This window comes from Citromicrobium bathyomarinum (assembly GCF_021021475.1).
Lineage (GTDB): Bacteria > Pseudomonadota > Alphaproteobacteria > Sphingomonadales > Sphingomonadaceae > Alteriqipengyuania > Alteriqipengyuania bathyomarina.
The window spans coordinates 14,612-34,090 of the sequence record NZ_JAINWL010000002.1; the positions used below are offsets into that span (position 1 = coordinate 14,612).

The 19,479-nt window shown below is 65.3% G+C and carries 20 protein-coding genes; 10 read left to right on the top strand and 10 right to left on the bottom strand.

Annotated elements, in window-relative coordinates:
* Positions 1-2: 2 nt before the first annotated feature.
* The gene (locus tag K7H93_RS07920; RefSeq protein ID WP_230783193.1) at positions 3-3,476 is read left to right on the top strand and encodes an efflux RND transporter permease subunit; all 3,474 of its coding nucleotides are present in this window, start codon (positions 3-5) and stop codon (positions 3,474-3,476) included.
* 22 nt (positions 3,477-3,498) lie between these two features.
* On the opposite strand, the gene K7H93_RS07925 is transcribed toward K7H93_RS07920, so the two are convergent.
* Positions 3,499-3,657: a hypothetical protein gene (locus tag K7H93_RS07925; protein ID WP_010235577.1), complete on the bottom strand. Its 159-nt coding sequence runs from the start codon at positions 3,655-3,657 to the stop codon at positions 3,499-3,501.
* Positions 3,658-3,716: 59 nt separating this feature from the next.
* Here K7H93_RS07925 and K7H93_RS07930 point away from each other — a divergent pair, with 59 nt between their 5' ends.
* A complete protein-coding gene (locus tag K7H93_RS07930) occupies positions 3,717-4,976 on the top strand; it encodes a DUF445 domain-containing protein (protein ID WP_230783194.1) in 1,260 nt (419 codons plus the stop codon).
* 80 nt (positions 4,977-5,056) lie between these two features.
* Here K7H93_RS07930 and K7H93_RS07935 read toward each other — a convergent pair whose 3' ends face one another.
* Both K7H93_RS07935 and K7H93_RS07940 read right to left on the bottom strand, forming a co-directional pair.
* Positions 5,057-5,986 carry an electron transfer flavoprotein subunit alpha/FixB family protein gene (locus tag K7H93_RS07935; protein WP_230783195.1) on the bottom strand — a complete coding sequence of 310 codons (930 nt, stop codon included), beginning with the start codon at positions 5,984-5,986 and terminating at the stop codon, positions 5,057-5,059.
* Positions 5,987-6,025: 39 nt separating this feature from the next.
* Positions 6,026-6,772, bottom strand: coding sequence for an electron transfer flavoprotein subunit beta/FixA family protein (locus tag K7H93_RS07940; RefSeq protein ID WP_010235569.1), 747 nt, complete (start codon positions 6,770-6,772; stop codon positions 6,026-6,028).
* A gap of 242 nt (positions 6,773-7,014) precedes the next feature.
* On the opposite strand from K7H93_RS07940, the gene K7H93_RS07945 reads away from it, so the two are divergent.
* Positions 7,015-7,638 (top strand): exopolysaccharide biosynthesis protein, encoded by a 624-nt coding sequence (locus tag K7H93_RS07945; protein ID WP_230783196.1) that lies wholly within the window; start codon positions 7,015-7,017, stop codon positions 7,636-7,638.
* Between the two features lie 98 nt (positions 7,639-7,736).
* Here K7H93_RS07945 and sucC read toward each other — a convergent pair whose 3' ends face one another.
* A complete protein-coding gene (gene sucC, locus K7H93_RS07950) occupies positions 7,737-8,936 on the bottom strand; it encodes an ADP-forming succinate--CoA ligase subunit beta (protein WP_010235565.1) in 1,200 nt (399 codons plus the stop codon).
* A 115-nt stretch (positions 8,937-9,051) separates the two neighbouring features.
* Between sucC and K7H93_RS07955 the strand changes: the two genes are divergently transcribed.
* Positions 9,052-9,846, top strand: coding sequence for a 3'(2'),5'-bisphosphate nucleotidase CysQ (locus K7H93_RS07955; RefSeq protein ID WP_230783197.1), 795 nt, complete (start codon positions 9,052-9,054; stop codon positions 9,844-9,846).
* 72 nt (positions 9,847-9,918) lie between these two features.
* Here K7H93_RS07955 and K7H93_RS07960 read toward each other — a convergent pair whose 3' ends face one another.
* Positions 9,919-10,611, bottom strand: a complete 693-nt coding sequence (locus K7H93_RS07960; protein WP_054525475.1) for a YiaD family glycine zipper/OmpA-like lipoprotein — start codon at positions 10,609-10,611, stop codon at positions 9,919-9,921.
* A gap of 181 nt (positions 10,612-10,792) precedes the next feature.
* On the opposite strand from K7H93_RS07960, the gene K7H93_RS07965 reads away from it, so the two are divergent.
* The 3 genes from K7H93_RS07965 to K7H93_RS07975 are packed head-to-tail and all read left to right on the top strand — an operon-like array spanning position 10,793 to position 13,891.
* Positions 10,793-12,127, top strand: coding sequence for a hemolysin family protein (locus K7H93_RS07965; RefSeq protein ID WP_230783198.1), 1,335 nt, complete (start codon positions 10,793-10,795; stop codon positions 12,125-12,127).
* Between the two features lie 47 nt (positions 12,128-12,174).
* Positions 12,175-13,032 carry a diacylglycerol/lipid kinase family protein gene (locus tag K7H93_RS07970; protein WP_230783199.1) on the top strand — a complete coding sequence of 286 codons (858 nt, stop codon included), beginning with the start codon at positions 12,175-12,177 and terminating at the stop codon, positions 13,030-13,032.
* A gap of 4 nt (positions 13,033-13,036) precedes the next feature.
* Positions 13,037-13,891 (top strand): metallophosphoesterase family protein, encoded by an 855-nt coding sequence (locus K7H93_RS07975; protein WP_230783200.1) that lies wholly within the window; start codon positions 13,037-13,039, stop codon positions 13,889-13,891.
* An 87-nt stretch (positions 13,892-13,978) separates the two neighbouring features.
* Here K7H93_RS07975 and rpsI read toward each other — a convergent pair whose 3' ends face one another.
* The 5 genes from rpsI to K7H93_RS08000 all read right to left on the bottom strand — a co-directional run bounded on the left by rpsI (position 13,979) and on the right by K7H93_RS08000 (position 17,227).
* Positions 13,979-14,527 (bottom strand): 30S ribosomal protein S9, encoded by a 549-nt coding sequence (rpsI, locus tag K7H93_RS07980; protein WP_010235551.1) that lies wholly within the window; start codon positions 14,525-14,527, stop codon positions 13,979-13,981.
* Positions 14,527-15,006, bottom strand: a complete 480-nt coding sequence (rplM, locus tag K7H93_RS07985) for a 50S ribosomal protein L13 (protein ID WP_010235548.1) — start codon at positions 15,004-15,006, stop codon at positions 14,527-14,529. Before rplM ends, rpsI begins: the two co-directional genes overlap by 1 nt.
* Positions 15,007-15,150: 144 nt before the next feature.
* Positions 15,151-15,873, bottom strand: a complete 723-nt coding sequence (locus K7H93_RS07990; protein WP_230783201.1) for a hypothetical protein — start codon at positions 15,871-15,873, stop codon at positions 15,151-15,153.
* 2 nt (positions 15,874-15,875) lie between these two features.
* Positions 15,876-16,187: a divalent-cation tolerance protein CutA gene (cutA, locus tag K7H93_RS07995; protein ID WP_230783202.1), complete on the bottom strand. Its 312-nt coding sequence runs from the start codon at positions 16,185-16,187 to the stop codon at positions 15,876-15,878.
* Positions 16,184-17,227 (bottom strand): COX15/CtaA family protein, encoded by a 1,044-nt coding sequence (locus K7H93_RS08000; protein WP_230783203.1) that lies wholly within the window; start codon positions 17,225-17,227, stop codon positions 16,184-16,186. Before K7H93_RS08000 ends, cutA begins: the two co-directional genes overlap by 4 nt.
* A 153-nt stretch (positions 17,228-17,380) precedes the next feature.
* Here K7H93_RS08000 and K7H93_RS08005 point away from each other — a divergent pair, with 153 nt between their 5' ends.
* The 3 genes from K7H93_RS08005 to K7H93_RS08020 all read left to right on the top strand — a co-directional run bounded on the left by K7H93_RS08005 (position 17,381) and on the right by K7H93_RS08020 (position 19,452).
* Positions 17,381-17,788 (top strand): MerC domain-containing protein, encoded by a 408-nt coding sequence (locus K7H93_RS08005; RefSeq protein ID WP_054527801.1) that lies wholly within the window; start codon positions 17,381-17,383, stop codon positions 17,786-17,788.
* Between the two features lie 19 nt (positions 17,789-17,807).
* Entirely contained in the window at positions 17,808-18,800 is a 993-nt protein-coding gene (thiS, locus tag K7H93_RS08015) for a sulfur carrier protein ThiS (RefSeq protein WP_054527800.1), read from the top strand.
* A gap of 115 nt (positions 18,801-18,915) precedes the next feature.
* Positions 18,916-19,452 carry a hypothetical protein gene (locus K7H93_RS08020; RefSeq protein WP_230783204.1) on the top strand — a complete coding sequence of 179 codons (537 nt, stop codon included), beginning with the start codon at positions 18,916-18,918 and terminating at the stop codon, positions 19,450-19,452.
* Positions 19,453-19,479 lie beyond the last annotated feature (27 nt).

The following is a 19,479-nucleotide window of genomic DNA, read 5'->3' on the forward strand; positions in this document are numbered from 1 at the left end:
CGATGAACTTCCGCAACATCTCCGCCTGGTCGATCCGCAACCCGGTCATTCCGCTGGTCTTCTTTACTGCGCTATTGCTGGCGGGTCTGCTCAGCTTCAGCCGGATGGACGTGGTCAACAACCCGGAGATCGAATTCCCTGCGGTCAACGTCAATATCTCGCAGCCCGGCGCGGCGCCGACGGAGATCGAGAACCAGATAACCCAACTGGTCGAATCCGCGGTCCGCTCGATCAACGGCGTGAAAAACATCAATTCGACCGCGTCGGAAGGCAATTCCAGCACCTTCATCGAATTCGAGATCGGCACCGATCCGAATGATGCGGTGTCCGAAGTGACCAACGCGATCAATACGGTTCGCGGCTCGCTGCCCGACGGAATCCTCGAACCACGCGTTTCGAAGGAAGAGATTTCCGGAGGTTTCCTGGGGATCTACGCGGTCGAAGCCGACGACATGACGCTGGAGCAGCTCAGCTGGTTCATCGACGATGTGGTGGCCAAGCGCTTGCTCGGCGTGGAAGGCATGGCCGAGGTCAATCGCTTCGCGGGGGTCGATCGCGAAATCGAGGTGATCCTCGATCCCCAAGCCATCCAGTCCTACGGAGTCACCGCCAGCCAGTTGAACGGTGTGCTGCGGCAGAACAACCTCAATGCCGCAGGCGGTGCAGCCGAGGTTGGTGGCACGCGCCAGTCTGTGCGCGTGCTGGGCAATAGTCAGGACGCCTATGCCCTTTCGCAGCAGCAGATCCAGCTCGGCGACGGGCGCACGATCAAGCTCGCCGATGTTGCGACCGTGCGCGACGGCTATTCCGAGCAGACCTCGATCAGCAAGGTCCGCGACAAGGAAGTCGTCAACTTCGCCATGTCGCGTGCCAAGGGCGCGTCCGATGTTTCGACCTTCCATGACGCGCTTGAGGAAATCGAGAAGATCGAGGCGGAAAACCCGGGCGTCCACTTCATCCAGCTGTTCAACACGGTGAAGTATACCGAGGAACAGTACGAGAGCTCGATGGCGATGATGATCGAGGGCGCTTTGCTCGCGGTCGTGGTGGTGTTTTTCTTCCTGCGCGACTGGCGCGCGACGTTCATTTCCGCAGTTGCTATCCCGCTCTCGGCGATCCCGACCTTCTGGTTCATGGATCTGCTCGGGTTCAACCTGAACTCATTATCTTTGCTGGCGCTCGCGCTGGTGGCAGGCGTGCTGGTCGACGATGCGATCGTGGAGATCGAGAACATCGTCAGACACATGCGAATGGGCAAGGACGCCTACGAGGCGTCGATCGATGCGGCGGATGAGATCGGTCTGCCGGTGGTCGCGACCAGCTTCTGCATCGTCGCGGTCTTCCTGCCTGTCGGCCTGATGCCGGGCATTTCCGGACAGTTCTTCAAGAACTTCGGGATCACCGTGGTGGTTGCGGTGCTGATGTCGCTGGCGGTCGCCCGCATGATCACGCCTATGCTCGCGGCCTACTTCCTGAAGTCCAAGGGCCATGCCAGCCATGGTGAGGGCCCGATGATGGACCGCTACATGGGCATCCTCCACTGGACGCTCGAACGTGGCAAGATGCTCCGTCGTCGTGAAGGCATCGAACCCCCGAAAAAGCGGTTTGCCTACCTGCCGGCGCTGCTGGTGACGGCGCTGGTGCTGATTGCGGTGACCGCCGTGGCCTTCTTCGGCGTGAACGGCGCGCTGAGCGGGCTGGGTCTTGCCGAGAAGGTGGGGGGCGCGGTCGCCTCTTCACCCGAGTCCGTGGCGGGCACATTCTATAACCGGATCGTTGGGATTGTGCAGATGGCGCTGGCCGCCGCGATCGCCTTCGCCGCCGGCTGGATCGTGCTCAAGCTGCTCGGCTTGCTGAGCGCGGTGTTCGGCCCGCGCGCCCGCGAAGTGTGGCGCTATCTCGAGGCGCGCTTCTACGACCATCGCGTGTGGATGCTGATGATCGGCTATTTCGCGCTGCTTCTGACCGTGCAGCTGTTCATGAGCGTGCCCGGCCAGTTTCAGCCGAATGTCGACAGCGACAACAGCCAGGTCCAGATCGAAATGGTCCCGGGTACGACGCTGGAAGATACCGAAGCGGTCGCAGACCGGGTCGCCACGCTACTGTACGAACAGCCCGAGGTGGAGCGTGCGCTGGAGCGCGTGCGGATGGGCAGTGCGACGATCTACATCACCTTGTCGCCCGATCGTGAACGAACCTCGATCCAGTTCGAGCGGCAGCTCGCGCCCCTGCTTGCCACCATTCCCGACGCCCGCGTGCGCTTCCAGTCGCAGCAGGGCGGCGGTGGCGGGAGCGGCCGTGACATCACCGTGATGCTCGCCGGATCGAATCCCGAAGTATTGCAGGAAACGGCATCGCAGCTGGTCGAGCAGATGAAGGGGCTGAAAACCATTGTCGCCCCGCGCATCAACGCCGACCTTTCCCGACCCGAGTTGATCATCGAGCCCCGCCCCGATCTGGCCGCCGATCTCGGCGTCTCGACGATCGCGCTGAGTCAGACGATCCGGATCGCGACTCTGGGTGAGATCGAGCAGAACGCGGCGAAGTTCTCGCTGTCGGATCGCCAGATTCCGATCCGCGTGAAACTGCCCGAAGCCTCGCGCGAGAGCCTGACCACGATCGAGAACCTGCCAGTGCCGACCCTTCGCGGGGGGACCGTTCCCCTCAGCCGGGTCGCAGATATCCGGTTCGGTTCGGGGCCGACCGCTATCCAGCGCTATAACCAGAGCCGCCGCATCCTGGTCGGTGCCGACCTCGCCGAAGGCGTCGTGACGGGCGAGGCGCGCGCGCAGATCGAACAGTTGCCGGTGCTGCAGGATTTGCCTGCGGGTGTGACGCGTGATGCCGTGGGCGAGGAAGAAATCCAGAACGAGCTGATGACGAACTTCGCGATCGCGGTTCCGACCGGTGTGTTGCTGGTCTTCGCGGTGCTGGTGCTGCTCTACAAGCGTCTGATGAGCCCGCTGGTCAACATGACCAGCCTTGCGCTCGCGCCGCTGGGCGGCATCTTTCTGGTCTGGCTGGTCGGACAGCCGCAATCGATGCCCGTCTATATCGGCGTGCTGCTGTTGTTAGGGATCGTGTCAAAGAACTCGATCCTGCTGATCGACTTCGCGATCGAGGCGATGGCCCATGGTCAGGACAAGATGGATGCCATCATCGATGCGGGGCACAAGCGCGCCCAGCCGATCGTCATGACGACCTTTGCGATGACCGCCGGGATGATCCCCACTGCGCTTTCGGGCGTGCTCGGATCGGGCGATGGGGCATGGCGCGCGCCAATGGGCACCATGGTGATCGGCGGGCTGGTGGTTTCCACGCTGCTGACCCTGCTCATCGTGCCGGCTGGTTTCAGCCTTGCCGACGGGTTCGAAAAGCGGGTCGGCCCCGCCTTGCGCAAGATGCTCTCGATCAACGCCGCCTCGAAGGAAGGAGCCGCGCTCACCCCCGGTGTCGCGGCCCCATCCTCCGATTAAGCAAGCTGCTTGTATGGAGCGATCAGTGGCACAAGAAGATCTGTGCGACCCATTCGCTGTAGGTCCGGGCTTCGCGGGTGCAGATATCCGGCACGTCTTGCTGCGCCATCGCAAGAGTCGGGGTCGTCACAGCGCCGAGTACGAGAGCGCAAGCCAGGCTTTTCTTGATGATTTTCGACATCCGGTGTTTCCTTATACCAGCACGGAGATAGGTTCGTCTCCGCGTCGATGTATAAGCGAATGAGAGACAACCGGCTGATTGTAGGATCGTCTTTGGACCAAACCCGGCAGATCCGCCGCACCGCCACCGGCCTGCTTCTCGCCATGGCGGGCGTGTTCGTGGTGGCGGAGATCAACCTCGATCTACATCCGTTCTGGGGCTACCTGCACGCCTTTGCCGAAGCGGCTATGGTTGGCGGGCTGGCCGACTGGTTCGCGGTGACCGCGCTGTTCCGCCATCCGCTGGGCGTACCGATCCCCCACACCGCGATCATTCCGCGCAAGAAAGACCGGATTGCGGACACCATGGCGCAGTTCCTTCGCGCCAACTTCCTCACCCCATCGGTCGTCGCGCGGCGGATGCGGCGGACGAATGTAGCGGCGAACGCGGGCGAGTTCCTGGTCAACCGCGAAGGCGGCGAACGCTCGCGCTTCATGGGCGGCGGCGCGGAGCTGGCGGCAGAAGTGCTCGAATCGCTCGACCCCGAACGGCTTGGCCTGCGGGTGCGCGCGGGGCTCGCCAGCCAGTTGTCCAGAATTGAGCTCGCTCCGCTGCTTGGCAATCTGCTCGAAAACCTGATCGCCGACGGCCGCCATCGTCCGCTGCTCGACGGCCTGATCCGCTGGGCCGGGCTGACGTTGGAGGACAACGAGGAGGCGGTGCGCGAGATCATCCGCAGCCGCGCCAATTCGGTGCTGCGCTGGACCGGGCTCGACAGCCGTATCTCCAGCTCCGTGCTCGACGGAGTGTACCGCCTGCTGGCCGAAGTGCTGGTCGATCCCGACCACCCGATGCGCGGCAAGATCGACGCGGCTTTGATCAAACTCGCGACACAGCTCAAGACGGATCCGGAGATGCAGGCCAGGGTCGAGGCGGTGAAGATGGACCTGCTGGAAAACCCGGCGCTGGCCGACTGGTGGATGGGCGTGTGGGAACGGATGCGGCGTTCGCTGATTGCCCGCGCGCGCGATCCGAACAGCGGACTGGGCAACGACCTGCGCGAGGCTCTGCGCGAACTGGGTAAGGCCTTGCAGGACGATCCGCGCCTCCAGCGGCAGATCAACCGCTTCGCGCGACGTACGGCTGTCGGGATGACGTCACGCTATGGCGCGCAGATCGTCGCGCTGGTGTCCGACACCGTGAAGCGGTGGGACGCGGGCACGGTGACCGACCGGATCGAGAGCGCGGTGGGCCGGGACCTGCAGTTCATCCGCATCAACGGCACTCTGGTGGGCGGGCTGGTCGGCGTGACGCTGCACGCGATCACGCAGGCGTTCTGACCCGCCGCGTCGCCGGGGCGCGCAAAAAAAGCCCCGCCACAAGGGCGGGGCTCTCCTGTAACCTTAAAGGCGTTGAGCCCTCAGAGCTTTTCGGTCAGTTCCGGCACTGCCTTGAACAGGTCCGCGACCAGGCCGATGTCCGCGACCTGGAAGATCGGGGCGTCCTCGTCCTTGTTGATTGCGATGATGGTCTTGGAATCCTTCATCCCGGCAAGGTGCTGGATCGCGCCCGAGATGCCGATCGCGAAATAGGCTTCCGGCGCGACGATCTTGCCCGTCTGGCCGACCTGGTAGTCGTTGGGGACATAGCCCGCATCGACCGCCGCACGGCTCGCGCCGATCGCAGCGCCCAGCTTGTCGGCCAGCGGCGTGATGTATTCCTCGAACGTCTCCGCGTCCTTCAGCGCACGGCCGCCCGACACGACCACGCTCGCGCTGGTCAGTTCGGGGCGCTCGCTCTTGGCGAGTTCGCGGCTGACGAATTCGGAGGTGCCCGCATTGCCGGTGGTCTCGACCGTCTCGACAGTGCCGCTGCCGCCTTCGGCTTCGGCCTTGTCGAACGCGGTGCCGCGCACGGTCAGGACCAGCTTGTCCTCAGTGCTTTCGACCGTGGCGATCGCGTTGCCCGCGTAGATCGGGCGGGTGAAGGTCTTGTCGCCTTCGACGCTCATCACTTCGGAAATCTGCATCACATCGAGCAGCGCGGCGACGCGCGGCGCGATGTTCTTGCCGGTGGTGGTCGCGGGCGCGACGAAGGCGTCGTGATCGGCCATCAGCTTGGCGGCGAGCGGCGCGATATTCTCCGCCAGCATGTCCTTACAGGCGGCGTTGTCCGCAAGGTGGACCTTGCCCACGCCTGCGATCTTCGCGGCGGCATCGGCCACGCCCGCGCAGTCTGCGCCAGCGACCAGCAGGTGCACTTCGCCGAGCTTGGACGCGGCGGTGACGGCAGCCAGCGTCGCGTCCTTCACTTCTGTGTTGTCGTGTTCGACCAGAACCAGAGTTTTCATGTTCTTACCTCAATATCTCTAAGCGGGCGCAGGCCCCAATCAGGCGATCCCGAGCGCCTTGACCTTGGCGACCAGCGCATCGACATCCTCGACCTTTTCGCCAGCCTGACGGACCGGCGGCTCGGAGACCTTGAGCGTCTTGAGGCGCGGCGCGGTATCGACGCCGAAATCGGCCGGGCTCTTGGTGTCGAGCGGCTTCTTCTTGGCCTTCATGATGTTGGGCAGCGAGGCGTAGCGCGGCTCGTTCAGGCGAAGGTCGGTGGTGACGATCGCGGGCAGGGTCAGCTTGACCGTTTCGAGGCCGCCATCGATCTCGCGCTTCACGGTGATCGAATCGCCTTCGAGCGTGATCGTGTTGGCGAAGGTGCCCTGCGGCCGGTCCAGCAGTGCGGCGAGCATCTGGCCCGTCTGGTTGCTGTCGTCCGAAATCGACTGCTTGCCCAGCAGTACGAGGCCGGGCTGTTCTTCCTCGACGATCGCCTTGAGGATCTTGGCGACGGCGAGCGGCTCCAGATCTTCATCGGATTCGACAAGGATTGCACGGTCCGCACCCATGGCGAGCGCGGTACGCAGCGTTTCCTGCGCCTTTGCCGGGCCGACCGAGACCGCGACGATCTCTTCGGCATTGCCCGCTTCCTTGATCCGGATCGCTTCTTCGACCGCGATCTCGTCGAACGGGTTCATGCTCATCTTGACGTTGGCGAGGTCGACTCCGGAGCCGTCCGCCTTGACGCGGGGCTTCACGTTGTAATCGATCACCCGCTTGACGGGCACGAGTATTTTCATCGGTTGTCCTTTCGCGTGGATGGCACGGCGAGGGCTCGCCGGGCCGCGGAATGCTATATTTGTTCCAATGGCTGCGGGCGGTGTTGCGTTCCGGAAACAGCGCCGTCAAGGGCGTGTTCGGTGCGCCGCGAGAGCGTAGCGTCAGGTATGCCGCCCCCGCGCCTCCCCCGCCTATGGCCAAGCGCCTGCGAATCATCTGACAACACGACGGAACCGTCGCACCGCAGGGGGTTTGGACTATCATGGCGGATACCCCCAAGACCGTGTGCGGCATTCTCGATCGGCTGACCGATATCGGCGATCGCAACGACCGGGCGACGATTGGCGACATCGTCGAATCCTTCGGCAGCCGGTCCTATGGCCCGGTTCTGCTGGTGCCCGCGCTGATCGGCATATCGCCTGTCGGCGGGATTCCGGGCGTGCCGACCTTCCTCGCCGTCACGCTGCTGCTGATCGCGGTGCAGCTGGTGTTCGGCAAGCAGCATCTATGGCTGCCCGGCTTCCTCGAGAACCGCTCGGTCGAAGGCGAAAAGCTCGCCAACGCGGCGGAGGATATGGAGAAGGTCGGCGCGTGGCTGGACAAGATCTTCCACGGGCGGCTGGAGGTCTTCACCGGACCGACCGCGGCGCGCATCGCCGCAGCGGTGATCGCGCTGCTGTGTCTGGCAGTGCCACCGCTCGAACTGCTGCCCTTTGCAGTCGTCCTGCCGATGGCGGTAATCGCGGCATTCGGCATCGCGCTGACCGTGCGTGACGGGCTGCTGATGCTGATCGCGTTTCTGGGCAGCGGCGCGGCGTTCTACGTCGTCGTGACCAAGGTGCTGATGGGGGGAGGCGGCGGCGCGGCTAGCGGCGGGATCTTCTAGACTCTCACCCAGCAATGGAGCGCAATGAGAAACGGGGCGCGAAAGTCTCCTCCCGCGCCCCGCTTTGCTGATCGCCCCACCGAATGATGGGTCCGGGCTTACTTGGCCTTGTTGACCTCGGCCACGATCTTCTTGGCGGCATCGCCCAGATCGTCTGCGGGCACGATCGCGAGGCCCGAATTGGCGAGGATTTCCTTGCCCTTTTCGACGTTCGTGCCTTCGAGGCGAACCACCAGCGGAACCTGGATGTTCACTTCCTTGGCCGCCGCGACGATACCGTCGGCGATCACGTCGCACTTCATGATCCCGCCGAAGATGTTGACCAGGATGCCTTCGACAGCCGGGTCCTTGAGGATCAGCTTGAACGCCGCGGTCACCTTCTCCTTGTTGGCGCCGCCGCCGACATCGAGGAAGTTGGCCGGGAACGCGCCGTTGAGCTTGATGATGTCCATCGTCGCCATGGCGAGGCCGGCGCCGTTGACCATGCAGCCGATATTGCCGTCGAGCTTGATGTAAGCGAGGTCGTATTCGCTCGCTTCCACCTCGGCTTCGTCTTCCTCGGTGACGTCGCGCAGCTTTTCGACTTCCTTCTGGCGATACATCGCGTTCGAATCGAAGCTCATCTTGGTGTCGAGCACCAGCAGGTTGCCGTCTTCGGTCTCGACCAGCGGATTGATCTCGAGCATCGCGCAGTCATAGGCGAGGAAGGCTTCGTAGAGCTGCTTGGAGAGCTTCTGCGCCTGCTTGTTGAGGTCGCCTTCCAGCTTCAGCGCGAAGGCCACCGCGCGGCCGTGGTGCGGCATGAAGCCCTGCGCCGGGTCGATGGTGATGGTGGTGATCCGCTCGGGCGTTTCGTGCGCGACGGTTTCGATGTCCATCCCGCCTTCGGTCGAAGCCACGATGGCGACTTCGCCGCTTGCCCGGTCGACCAGCAGCGCGAGGTAGTATTCCTTGGCGATATCCACCCCGTCGGTGACGTAGAGGCGGTTCACTTCCTTGCCCGCATCGCCGGTCTGCACGGTGACCAGCGTGTTGCCGAGCATTTCGCGCGCGGCCTCTTCCACCTCTTCGATCGACTTGGCGAGGCGTACGCCGCCCTTGGCGTCGGGGCCCAGTTCCTTGAACTTGCCCTTGCCGCGACCACCGGCATGGATTTGCGCCTTCACGACGTAGAGCGGGCCGGGCAGCTGCTTGGCACCCGCGACGGCTTCTTCGACGTTCATCGCAGGGATGCCCTTGGGGATGGCGATTCCGTGCTCGGCAAGCAGTTCCTTGGCCTGATACTCGTGAATGTTCATGGGGCGGTGCGTCCTTCGTGGCTGACAGCGTGATATAGGTATTCGTGGGGCGCCTAAGCATGGATGCGCCCGCTTGAAAAGGGCGAGAACCGGACGCACATGCCAAGTGCCAGTTATGATCGACTATCCCCGCCTTGAAGCCATCCTGCGCGAAGCGGGACGAATCGCCATGAATCGCTGGCCCGGCGCGGGAAACAGCGTGGAAGTGTGGGACAAGGGGACCAACGATCCGGTGTGCGAAGCCGATCTGGAGGTCGACACCTTCCTCAAGCGCGAACTGGGGGCCCTGCTGCCCAGCGCGGGCTGGCTCTCCGAAGAGAGCGCCGAGAATGCGGAGCGGCTGGACGACCGGCTGGTGTGGGTGGTCGACCCGATCGATGGCACCCGCGACTTCATCCGCGGGCGCAGCGGCTGGGCGGTATCGGTCGCGCTGGTATCCTCGGGCAGATCGCTGATTGCCGCGCTCGAAGCGCCCGCGCGCGAGGAAAGCTGGCGGGCCACGGCAGGACGCGGCGCGACCCTCAACGGAGAGGCGCTCGCCACATCGCGGCGCGAACAGCTGGATGGTGCGCGGGTTCCCGCCAATGATCTGGCCAAAGACGATCGCGGCTTCACCAAGGTCGAGCAGCCCAATGGCATCGCCCTGCGCGCCGCGATGGTCGCTGCGGGACAGGCGGACCTGCTGGCCACCATGCGCTGGGGCTACGAGTGGGACATTGCCGCTGCGACCCTGATTGCGCGCGAGGCAGGCGCTTCGGTGAGCGATATTTTCGGCCAGCCGCTGGGATACAACAAGCGCGACCCGCGCAGTTTCGGGCTGCTGGTATGCGCGCCCACGCTGCGCGAACCGGCGATCGAGCATTTCGGCCCGCGGGCGCGCGAACTGCTCGCCCAGAGCAAGGCCCGATAGCGCGGGCGACAGAAAAGGGCCGACGCATCGCTGCGCCGGCCCTCCTGGTATTCGATGCCGTAGCGGCAGAAATCAGCGGCGCGCGGCGGCCACTTCTTCCTGGCTGATCGGAACGATCTTGATTTCAACGCGGCGGTTGAGCGGCTCGTTCACGTTGTCGCCGGTGCGAACGCGCAGGTACTGCGGGTCTTCACCATAGCCGCGGGTCGCGATGCGGGCGCGCGAGACACCCTGCGAGACGAGGTAATTGGCGACCGCCTGGGCGCGCTGTTCGGACAGCTGCTGGTTATAACTCGGGCTGCCGGTGGTGTCGGTGAAGCCGTACACGTCGATCAGCGAGTTGGGGTAGCGGATCATGCTCTGCGCCACGGTGTCGAGCGTGCGCTGGAAGCTCGGATTGATGTTCGCCGAGTTGGTAGCGAAGGTCACGCCGTCGGGCAGGCGCACGAGAATCGCGTCCTGATCGCCGATTTCCTCGACATCGACGCCGCTGCCGGCGGTCTGCTCGTCAAGCTCGCGAATCTGGTCGTCGAACTGGTCGCCGATCACCGCCCCGGCGGAACCGCCGATGCCGGCTCCGATGATACGGGCCGCGCCGCCGCCGATAATATCGCCCAGCAAATAGCCCAGCGTGCCGCCGACTGCCGCACCGATCGCGGTGCGCGAAACCTTCTGCTCGCCGGTATTGGGGTCGGTAACGCAGGCGGAGGTGCTCACCAGCGCCGCAATGGCTACCGACGAGAGAATAAGACGGGGGGTTTTCATGAACTTGGTATCCCTTTGTGGTTTTTTATGCGCGCCCCCTCGGGCGCAAGTGGGGGGCTTCGCGTCCCACCCACGCTAGCCGGTTCGTCAACGCCGCCCGCTTCCCGCTTGTTCCCGGCGGCCTGCACAAGCCGGTTCACGGCTGGCGTGGCGCAAGATTTGTGCTAGCGCGGCAGGCACCGTGACACCTTTCCCCTGGACAGACCTGATCATCATTGCCGGATTGATCGTGCTCAACGGCGTCTTCGCGATGTCGGAGCTGGCGATCGTTTCGGCCAAGCACACCCGCCTGCAGGCCAAGGCGGAGGGCGGCAGCGTTGCCGCGGCAACCGCGCTGGAGCTGGCGGGCGATCCAGGCAAGTTCCTCTCCACCGTGCAGATCGGGATCACCTTGGTCGGGATCATTGCCGGTGCTTACTCCGGCGCGAGCCTGGGCGGCCCGGTGGGCGAACGAATCGGCGATCCGCTGGGGCTGTCGGCCGACCGCGCGGAGCAGGTCGGCTTCATCCTGGTGATCGTGCTGACCACCTATGCCAGCCTGGTGATCGGCGAACTGGTGCCCAAGCAGCTCGCCCTGCGCTCGGCCGATCGGATCGCGATGGTCATGGCGCAGCCGATGAAATGGCTCGCGAGGATCGCCGCGCCGGTGGTGTGGGTGCTCGACTTTTCATCCGCCACGATCGTCCGCCTGTTCGGCGTGCGTCCGGGGGGGCAGAACAGCGTCACCGCCGAGGAACTGCAGATGCTGTTCGCCGAGGCGACCCGCAGCGGGGTGCTGGAGGCTGACCAGAGCGCCATCCTGAAAGGCGTGGTCAGGCTCGCGGATCGCCCTGTGCGCGAAGTGATGACCCCGCGCACCGAGCTCGACTGGATCGATGCCGATGCCGACCGGGCCGAGATCGAGGCGACGATCGGCGACACGCCGCACTCGCTGCTGCCGGTGGCGGAAGGCTCTGCCGACAAGGTTGTCGGCGTGGTGAAGGTGCGCGAAGTGCTTGCCGCGATGCTGACAGGCCAGCCGTTCAAGCTGACCGACCTGGCCAAGCGCGTGGAGGTGGTGCCCGACCAGCTCGACGCGATGGACGCGCTGCGCGTGCTGCAGCAGGCCGAAGTGGCGATGGCCATGGTCCACGACGAATACGGGCATCTCGACGGGATCGTGACCCCGATCGACCTGCTGACCGCGATCGTCGGCCAGTTCGAAAGCGACAAGGATCAGGGCGAGATACCCGAGGTGATCGAGCGCGCGGATGGATCGCTGCTGATCTCCGGCAGTCTCGACGCCGAATCGCTCGGCGACCGGCTGGCGCTGGATTATGGCGAGGATCGCGAATTCGCCACCGCCGCCGGATTTGCGCTCTCCGTGCTCAAGCATCTGCCCGAGGAGGGCGAGGTGTTCACCCATCAGGGCTGGCGATTCGAGATCGTCGATATGGACGGGCGCAAGATCGACAAGCTGCTGGTGCAGCAGAACGACTCGCCCGGTTCGGTTGCGATGGCCGATCTTGCCCAGTGACAGCCGGGGGTGACGGAACGGGCCCGCTCACGGGGCATTCGACCATCATGAGTACATCCCGCGATATCTGGTTGATCACGAACGAAGGCAGTGGATCGGTGCGCGAGGAGCTGCTCGCCGATCTGCACGAGGCGTGTGAGCGCTCGAGCCTGTGCATTGCCGAGCGTACGACCTTCCCCGCCGAAGAGATCCCTTCGCCTGCCGAACTCGACCGGCGGGGTATCGACACCGTCGTCACTCTGGGCGGTGACGGCACGATCAACGCCGTCGTCGCGGCGCTGGCCGGATGGGGCGGGGCGGTTCTGCCGCTGCCGGGTGGCACGCAGAACCTTCTGCCCAAGCGGGTCCATGGCGAGGCCGGGGTCCACGAGGTGATCGAGGCGTTCTCCACCGGCAAGGCGCGCCGGGTCCGGCCGCAGATCATCCACTCTTCGAAGGGAATCGCGCTGGCGGGTCTGCTGGTCGGCCCCGGGACGAGCTGGAACGAGGTGCGCGAGGCACTGCGCGCGGCCGATGCGGGTGCGATGCTGACGGCGGCGGGTGCCGCGATTCAGAACACTGCCGGCCAGCCGCCGGTGCGGATCCGCCAGCCCGATGCGGGCGCGCCCGAAGGCTACCCGATTGTGGAGCTGATGCCGCATGCCGGGGGGATCGAGATCGCCGCCTATCATGCGCGCACCGGGGCGGATTTCGTTGCCCAGACCTGGGCGCTGTTGCGGCAGGAATTCCGCGAGGGGCCGCACGACACCCTCGGCCCGTTTCAGGAAACCACGCTCGCCAGCACGGGCGCTCAGCCGCTCGACCTGCTGCTGGACGGGGAGCCTGCCCATGGCGACGCGACCGAGACATTCGCGCTCGACAAATGCCCCGTCGATCTGATCGCGACACTGGCGCAAGAGGACTGACCTGATGGCCGACACGCTGCTGTTTCACGTCAGCGACATTCACTTCGGGCTCGAAAACAACGAGGCGCTCGACTGGTTCGCCGCCGAGGTCGCGCGCATGGGGCCCGATGCGGTCGCGATCACCGGCGACCTGACGATGCGTGCGCGCCACCACGAATTTCGCGCGGCGGAAGAGTGGATCGGCACCTTGCAGGCCCCCGCCACGCTCGATGTCGGCAATCACGACATGCCCTATTTCAACCTGATCGAGCGGTTTGTAACGCCCTACAAGCGGTTCGGGCGGCTTACGGAGATTGTCGAGCGGGAGATCGACCTGCCGGGGATCGCGCTGGTGCCGCTGAAAACCGCTGTCCGCGCGCAGCCCCGCTTCAACTGGTCCAAGGGCTGGGTCACGGGCCGCGCGCTGGAGGACTGCCTCGCGCGGATCGACGCACTGCCCGCTGGCACGCGTGCGTTGGTGACCGTGCATCACCCTTTGCGCGAAGTCGGTACGCAAGGCACCGCGATGACCCGCGGCGGCTCGAATGCGCTGGCCGAACTGGCGAAGCGCAATGTGCTCGGCGTGCTGTCCGGGCATGTCCACGACGCGTTCGAGATCATGGAGGACACGCCCCACGGCCCGGTCCGCATGATCGGCGCGGGCACGCTGTCGCAGCGCCTGCGCTCCACCCCGCCGAGCTTCAACGAGCTGCGCTGGGATGGCGAGACACTGCGGGTGCATATCCGCAATCTCGAGAATATCGACGACGAGGCGATGAAGATCGACGACGTCCCCGAGGACGCGCATCCGCCGCGCGAAGAGGGCGAACCGGTCGCGCCCGTCGGCGCTGTTCCGCGCACCGATCCGCCGGTGAGTTGATCCGCGCACGCGGAAGACCAGTTTCCCAAACAAAAAGGGCGGCGCCTCGCGGCACCGCCCCTCCTGGTGATCCGTTGTTCTTGTAGCTTAGCGCTTCGAGAACTGGAAGCTACGGCGTGCCTTGGCCCGGCCGTACTTCTTACGCTCGACCACGCGGCTGTCGCGGGTCAGGAAGCCTGCCGCCTTGACCGTGCCGCGCAGCGCGGGCTCGTACTTGGACAGTGCCTGCGCGATGCCGTGCTTCACCGCACCGGCCTGGCCCGACAGGCCGCCGCCGCGAACGGTGGCGATCACGTCGTACTGGCCTTCACGATCGGTGATTGCGAACGGCTGGTTGATGACGAGGCGCAGAGTCGGACGCGCGAAATAGGTTTCCTGCTCCTTGCCGTTGATCGTGATCGTGCCCTTGCCGGGCTTGATCCACACGCGGGCGACCGCGTCCTTGCGGCGACCGGTGGCGTAGGCGCGGCCATGCTGGTCCAGCTCCTGCTCGCGCAGCGGCGCGGTGCTTTCGGCAACCACGGCGGCGTCGGCAGCAGGCGCATCACCCGCGATGTTCGCGAGATCGGCGAGATCGCGCACGCTCTCGGCCTTTTCGGACCCTTGCGATTCGTTCTGGTTCTTGTCGTCGGCCATTATGCGAGAGCCTTGTTCTTGCGGTTCATCGAAGCAACGTCGAGCACCTCGGGCTTCTGCCCGTCATGCGGATGCTCGGTGCCGGCATACAGGTGCAGCGCCTTCATCTGCTGGCGACCAAGCGGCCCGCGCGGAATCATCCGCTCGACAGCTTTTTCCACCACGCGCTCGGGGAACTTGCCCTCGAGGATCTTGGCGGGCGTGGTTTCCTTGATGCCGCCGGCATAGCCGGTGTGCTTGTAATACTTCTTGTTGCCCATCTTGCGGCCGGTGAACTTCACCTTGTCCGCATTGAGGATGATCACGTGATCACCGCAATCGACGTGCGGGGTGTAACTCGGCTTGTGCTTGCCGCGCAGGATGTTCGCAACGATCGAGGCGAGGCGGCCAACAACCAGGCCTTCCGCGTCGATCACATACCAGTTCTTTTCGACCTCGGCCGGCTTGATCGACCGGGTCATCTTGCTGAGCGCCTTCATGGCTATCGTGTCCCTCGAGAATTAGGGGGGTCTCGCCGGAGGATGAAACGCGTGTTTCGCCGATTCGCCCAGCCGGTCGTGGAGCGCGCTAATGCGTCCGAAGGCCTCCCAAGTCAAGCAATCTCGGGGGTTAGAGAAGAGGTATTATGATACCGTGTCGTATAGCCGCCAGGTTTCGGCGGCGCTGCGCGAACTCTCGCCAACCGTTGTAATCGCTTCGCGCACGAAGCTTTCGAGCAGTCCGGATGCCGGGTCTGCCTGCACGATTTCGCGCAGTTCGACCCGGCCCTGTCCGCCGTCCTCCAGGGCGAGCTCGCGGGTCGCCGTCCTGTCCCGGGGAGCGGGAAAGAGGAGGTCGGGTGGCAGGTGTGAAAGCCAGCCCATCTGCCGCTGCGAAAGCTGGGCGACGAATTCTCGCACGTTCAGATCGACGGCGGGCGCGGACGAATGGCCCGCGACATAGTCCGCCACAGCCTCGATTACCGTGTCGGGGAGAGGATCGAGCGCGCTATCGCCGGGCAGATCGACGATCGTCCCGCTGGCCGAGAGCCGCAGGGGCAGCAGGCTGGCTGCCCGCTGCTCCTCCAGCCGGGCGAGTGCGGCGAGCGCCGGCGGCGCGTCGACCACGCTCATCACCTGCTCCCCGGTCACTTCAACACCGCCGTCAGCCGCCGCATCGAACCGGATCAGCCAGCCGCGACTGACAATGATCGCCTTGCCGTCGAACAGGTCGCGCCGCAGCACGCGCTCGAGCCGGAATTCGCCCTGAGGAACGGCGCGCGCGGCGAGCAGCGAAGCGGGGTGCAGGGCAAGCGGCGCAAACCCGACCAGACCAAGCCCCGTCAGAAAGCCGCGCCGCTCCATCATGTCTAACCGCCCATCGCCGCCAGCCAGGCCGCCGTGGCTTTGCCAGCGCTGTCGGCGCGCCAACCGAGAATGGCGGGCGCTTCGTACTGGTGCAGCGTTTCCAGACGCGCGACGGCATCGTCCAGCCGCTCGGCATTGGTCTTGAACAGGATCGCGATCTCCTCGCCCTCGCCGCGCTCGCCATCCCATTCGAACAGCGCTTCGATCCGGCCGATCACATTGGCACAGGCAATCAGGCGCTCGTCCAGCAGTTGCGAGGCGACCGCGCGGGCGTCCTCTCGAGTGGCGAAGACGGTGTAGATCAGCGCGCTCACGCGGCGAGCCCCTCCATCCTGCTGGTCCGTTGGCCCAGCGAGTGGGCCGAGGCGGCAGTGGCGGCGACCAGAAGGGCACCGGTCACCTGGTGGGCGACCGCGACCCAGATCGACACTCCCGTGACGACCGTGACGATCCCCAGCAGAACCTGCGTGCAGACGATCACCAGCAGAGCCTTGCCCGCGATCCCCTCCCGCCGGGAGGCTTGCAGGCCGAGCCAGACAAGCGCCGCGAAGGCGATCCACGCGAACCAGCGGTGGAGGAAATGCAGCAGGAAGGGATCATGCGTGAAGGCCCAGAACGCGCCCTGCGCCCAGTTCGCCTCGGGCAGGAAGCGGCCCTGCATCAGTGGCCAGGTGTTCGACGCCAGTCCCGCGTTAAGCCCCGCGACCCACGCGCCCAGCACGATCTGGATAAACAGAACCACGCCCGCCAGCGCGGCGAACGGGCGCAGCCGCGCCGGTCGTGCGCGCGGATCGCGCCTGAGCGTGCGCAGGTCGAGCGCGGTCCACACCAGCCCCGCCAGCGTAATCAGCGCGGTGCCGAGGTGGATCGAAAGCCAGAAATGGCTCACGTCGGTCATCTCGCCGCCGAGGCCGGAACGGACCATCAGCCAGCCGAACACGCCCTGCAGGCCGCCCAGCGCGAGCAGCGCGAGCAGCCGAGGCTTGTAGCCCCGCGGAATCCATCCGCGCACCCAGGCGAAGATCAGGGGTAGCGCAAACACCATTCCGATCAGTCGCCCGAGTAGACGGTGGAACCATTCCCAGAAGAAAATCCCTTTGAAGTCGGATAGCGTCATGCCCGCAGGCCCCGCCTCAAGCCGATATTCCGGGGTCGCCTGATATCTCGCGAACTCCGCCTGCCATGCCTGTTCGCTGAGCGGCGGCAGCACGCCTGTGACCGGGTCCCACTGGGTGATCGAAAGGCCGGATTCGGTCAGCCGGGTAATGCCGCCAACCGCCACGATCGTAACCACCAGCACGGCCACCACAATCAGCCACCACGCGAGCCATCCGGGGCGGGCGGTGTCGATCATGCGCGGGGTGTCGGGGCGGCGGGATAACAGGCTTGCCATGGCGCCTGAATGCGTGCCCGCGCGCCCAGTTGCAAGCACGCAAACCTGCGTCAGGGCTGAATTTTCGCCCCGGTTATCTTGCAAAATAAAACAACGTCACATACTTGGCTGGCAATGGACATCCGCAGTCTCTCGAATCGTGTCCGTCTCGATGCGATGGGTATCGCCCTGTCCGCGCTGTGCGCGGTGCACTGCGTGCTGACCATCGTGGTGATTTCCTCGCTGGGCCTCGCGGGTGGCTGGCTGCTCGCGCCCGAACTGCACTGGTGGGGCCTTGCCGCCGCGACCATCATCGCCGGCGTCGCGATCGGTATCGGCGCGGTGCGGCACAAGCGGCGGATGCCCTTCGTGATCGCGATGACCGGGCTCACCTTCATGGGCGGTGCGCTGGCCGCGCCGCACGGGGTGGAAGAAGCCGCGCTGACGATCATCGGCGTGGCGCTGGTTTCGCTTGGCCACGTGCTCAACCTGCGCAGTTCGAGCGACCACAGGCACGGCATTGTCTTGCGCGAACGGCGCTGAGGCCCCAAGTCGCCCGGCCATGAGCGACACCAGATCCATCCAGCTAAACGGCGAGAGCCGCACCACCACCGCCCCCGACATCGCCGCGCTCGTGCGCGAACTCGGCCTCGCGCCGGAAAAGGTCGCGGTTGAGCATAATGGCGAGATCGCCCCGCGATCGCAGCTGGCCGAGATCGCGCTGAGCGATGGCGATTCGCTGGAGATCGTGCACTTCGTGGGCGGAGGCGACCATGCGGCGCACGACGATGACACGTGGAGTGTCGCCGGGCGCACCTTCCGCTCTCGCCTGATCGTGGGCACCGGCAAGTACAAGGACTTCGCGCAGAACGCCGCCGCGCTGGAGGCTAGCGGCGCGGAGATCGTCACCGTCGCGGTGCGGCGCGTGAACGTGTCCGACCCCAATCAGCCGATGCTGACCGATTTCATCGATCCGAAGAAGGTCACCTACCTGCCCAATACCGCGGGCTGCTTCACTGCCGACGAGGCGGTGCGCACGCTGCGTCTTGCGCGCGAGGCGGGCGGCTGGGATCTGGTCAAGCTGGAGGTGCTGGGCGAGGCGAAGACGCTGTACCCCGACATGCGCGAGACTTTGCGCGCGACCGAGACGCTGGCCAAGGAAGGCTTCCATCCGATGGTCTATTGCGCGGACGATCCGATCGCCGCCAAGCAGCTGGAGGAAGCCGGCGCGGTCGCGATCATGCCGCTGGGCGCGCCGATCGGAAGTGGCCTCGGCATTCAGAACCGCGTGACCATCCGCCTGATCGTCGAAGGCGCGAGCGTGCCGGTGCTGGTCGATGCCGGAGTCGGCACCGCGTCGGATGCGGCAGTGGGCATGGAGCTGGGCTGCGACGGCATCCTGATGAACACCGCGATCGCAGAGGCAAAAGACCCGATTCGCATGGCGCGGGCGATGCGCCGTGCGGTGCAGGCCGGGCGCGACGCCTACCTCTCCGGACGCATGGCGACGCGCAAATATGCGGACCCCTCAAGCCCGCTTGCAGGGCTTATCTGACGCCGCTGAGGAAAGACCGGATATCAAGCTTAGCGGTTTGTTTACCAAGATCGCGGAAACATGCCTGTCATCGGACAAACGGGCCGCCTCGACTCGGCGGCCACGGAGGGGCACGATGGCGACGAAGAACAACACGACCAGCCTGAGCATCGCCGAGATGCGCGAATTCGCCGGGTTCAGCCCGTGCGAACAGCGCTTCATCCGGCGCAATCTCGATATCGGGCTGGGACGGTGCGATGCCTTCAAGCTGTGGGCCCGCAATGCGAGCGAGAATGTCGACATCCGCCGCCAATACGTCGCCTATCAGGACCTGAAGGTGCTGCGCCACACGATGCCTGGCGCGGATGCGGGCGAATCGGTCTCCCCCTTCATGGGGCAGCTCTCCCGGCTTGCCGCGTTCGATCTGGCGCAGGAACGGCTCGACGGTTTTTCGCCCTTCCGCTTCCTCTACGAACGCCTGCTCGGGGCTGAGGTGCGCCCGTGGCTGCCGAGCGCGTTTTGCGCCGGCGCCGCCATGCCGCATCTGCGCCCCGCACGTCGCAAGCTGCTGCTGCAAAGCCTGAGCGAAGCGGCCGCGACCGCACCTGCATGGTCCTCGCGCCCGCCGACCTTCTTCCCCGAATATGTCGACCTGGCAGACGAGGCCGCCTGAGCCGGATCACTCTTCGCGAGCGGCCCG

Excerpts from the sequence above, each read along its gene's own strand:
- K7H93_RS07920 (WP_230783193.1), top strand. The coding sequence starts at position 3 with ATGAACTTCCGCAACATCTCCGCCTGGTCGATCCGCAACCCGGTCATT.
- K7H93_RS07925 (WP_010235577.1), bottom strand. The coding sequence starts at position 3,657 with ATGTCGAAAATCATCAAGAAAAGCCTGGCTTGCGCTCTCGTACTCGGC.
- K7H93_RS07930 (WP_230783194.1), top strand. The coding sequence starts at position 3,717 with ATGAGAGACAACCGGCTGATTGTAGGATCGTCTTTGGACCAAACCCGG.
- K7H93_RS07935 (WP_230783195.1), bottom strand. The coding sequence starts at position 5,986 with ATGAAAACTCTGGTTCTGGTCGAACACGACAACACAGAAGTGAAGGAC.
- K7H93_RS07940 (WP_010235569.1), bottom strand. The coding sequence starts at position 6,772 with ATGAAAATACTCGTGCCCGTCAAGCGGGTGATCGATTACAACGTGAAG.
- K7H93_RS07945 (WP_230783196.1), top strand. The coding sequence starts at position 7,015 with ATGGCGGATACCCCCAAGACCGTGTGCGGCATTCTCGATCGGCTGACC.
- sucC (WP_010235565.1), bottom strand. The coding sequence starts at position 8,936 with ATGAACATTCACGAGTATCAGGCCAAGGAACTGCTTGCCGAGCACGGA.
- K7H93_RS07955 (WP_230783197.1), top strand. The coding sequence starts at position 9,052 with ATGATCGACTATCCCCGCCTTGAAGCCATCCTGCGCGAAGCGGGACGA.
- K7H93_RS07960 (WP_054525475.1), bottom strand. The coding sequence starts at position 10,611 with ATGAAAACCCCCCGTCTTATTCTCTCGTCGGTAGCCATTGCGGCGCTG.
- K7H93_RS07970 (WP_230783199.1), top strand. The coding sequence starts at position 12,175 with ATGAGTACATCCCGCGATATCTGGTTGATCACGAACGAAGGCAGTGGA.
- K7H93_RS07975 (WP_230783200.1), top strand. The coding sequence starts at position 13,037 with ATGGCCGACACGCTGCTGTTTCACGTCAGCGACATTCACTTCGGGCTC.
- rpsI (WP_010235551.1), bottom strand. The coding sequence starts at position 14,527 with ATGGCCGACGACAAGAACCAGAACGAATCGCAAGGGTCCGAAAAGGCC.
- rplM (WP_010235548.1), bottom strand. The coding sequence starts at position 15,006 with ATGAAGGCGCTCAGCAAGATGACCCGGTCGATCAAGCCGGCCGAGGTC.
- K7H93_RS07990 (WP_230783201.1), bottom strand. The coding sequence starts at position 15,873 with ATGATGGAGCGGCGCGGCTTTCTGACGGGGCTTGGTCTGGTCGGGTTT.
- K7H93_RS08000 (WP_230783203.1), bottom strand. The coding sequence starts at position 17,227 with ATGATCGACACCGCCCGCCCCGGATGGCTCGCGTGGTGGCTGATTGTG.
- K7H93_RS08005 (WP_054527801.1), top strand. The coding sequence starts at position 17,381 with ATGGACATCCGCAGTCTCTCGAATCGTGTCCGTCTCGATGCGATGGGT.
- thiS (WP_054527800.1), top strand. The coding sequence starts at position 17,808 with ATGAGCGACACCAGATCCATCCAGCTAAACGGCGAGAGCCGCACCACC.
- K7H93_RS08020 (WP_230783204.1), top strand. The coding sequence starts at position 18,916 with ATGGCGACGAAGAACAACACGACCAGCCTGAGCATCGCCGAGATGCGC.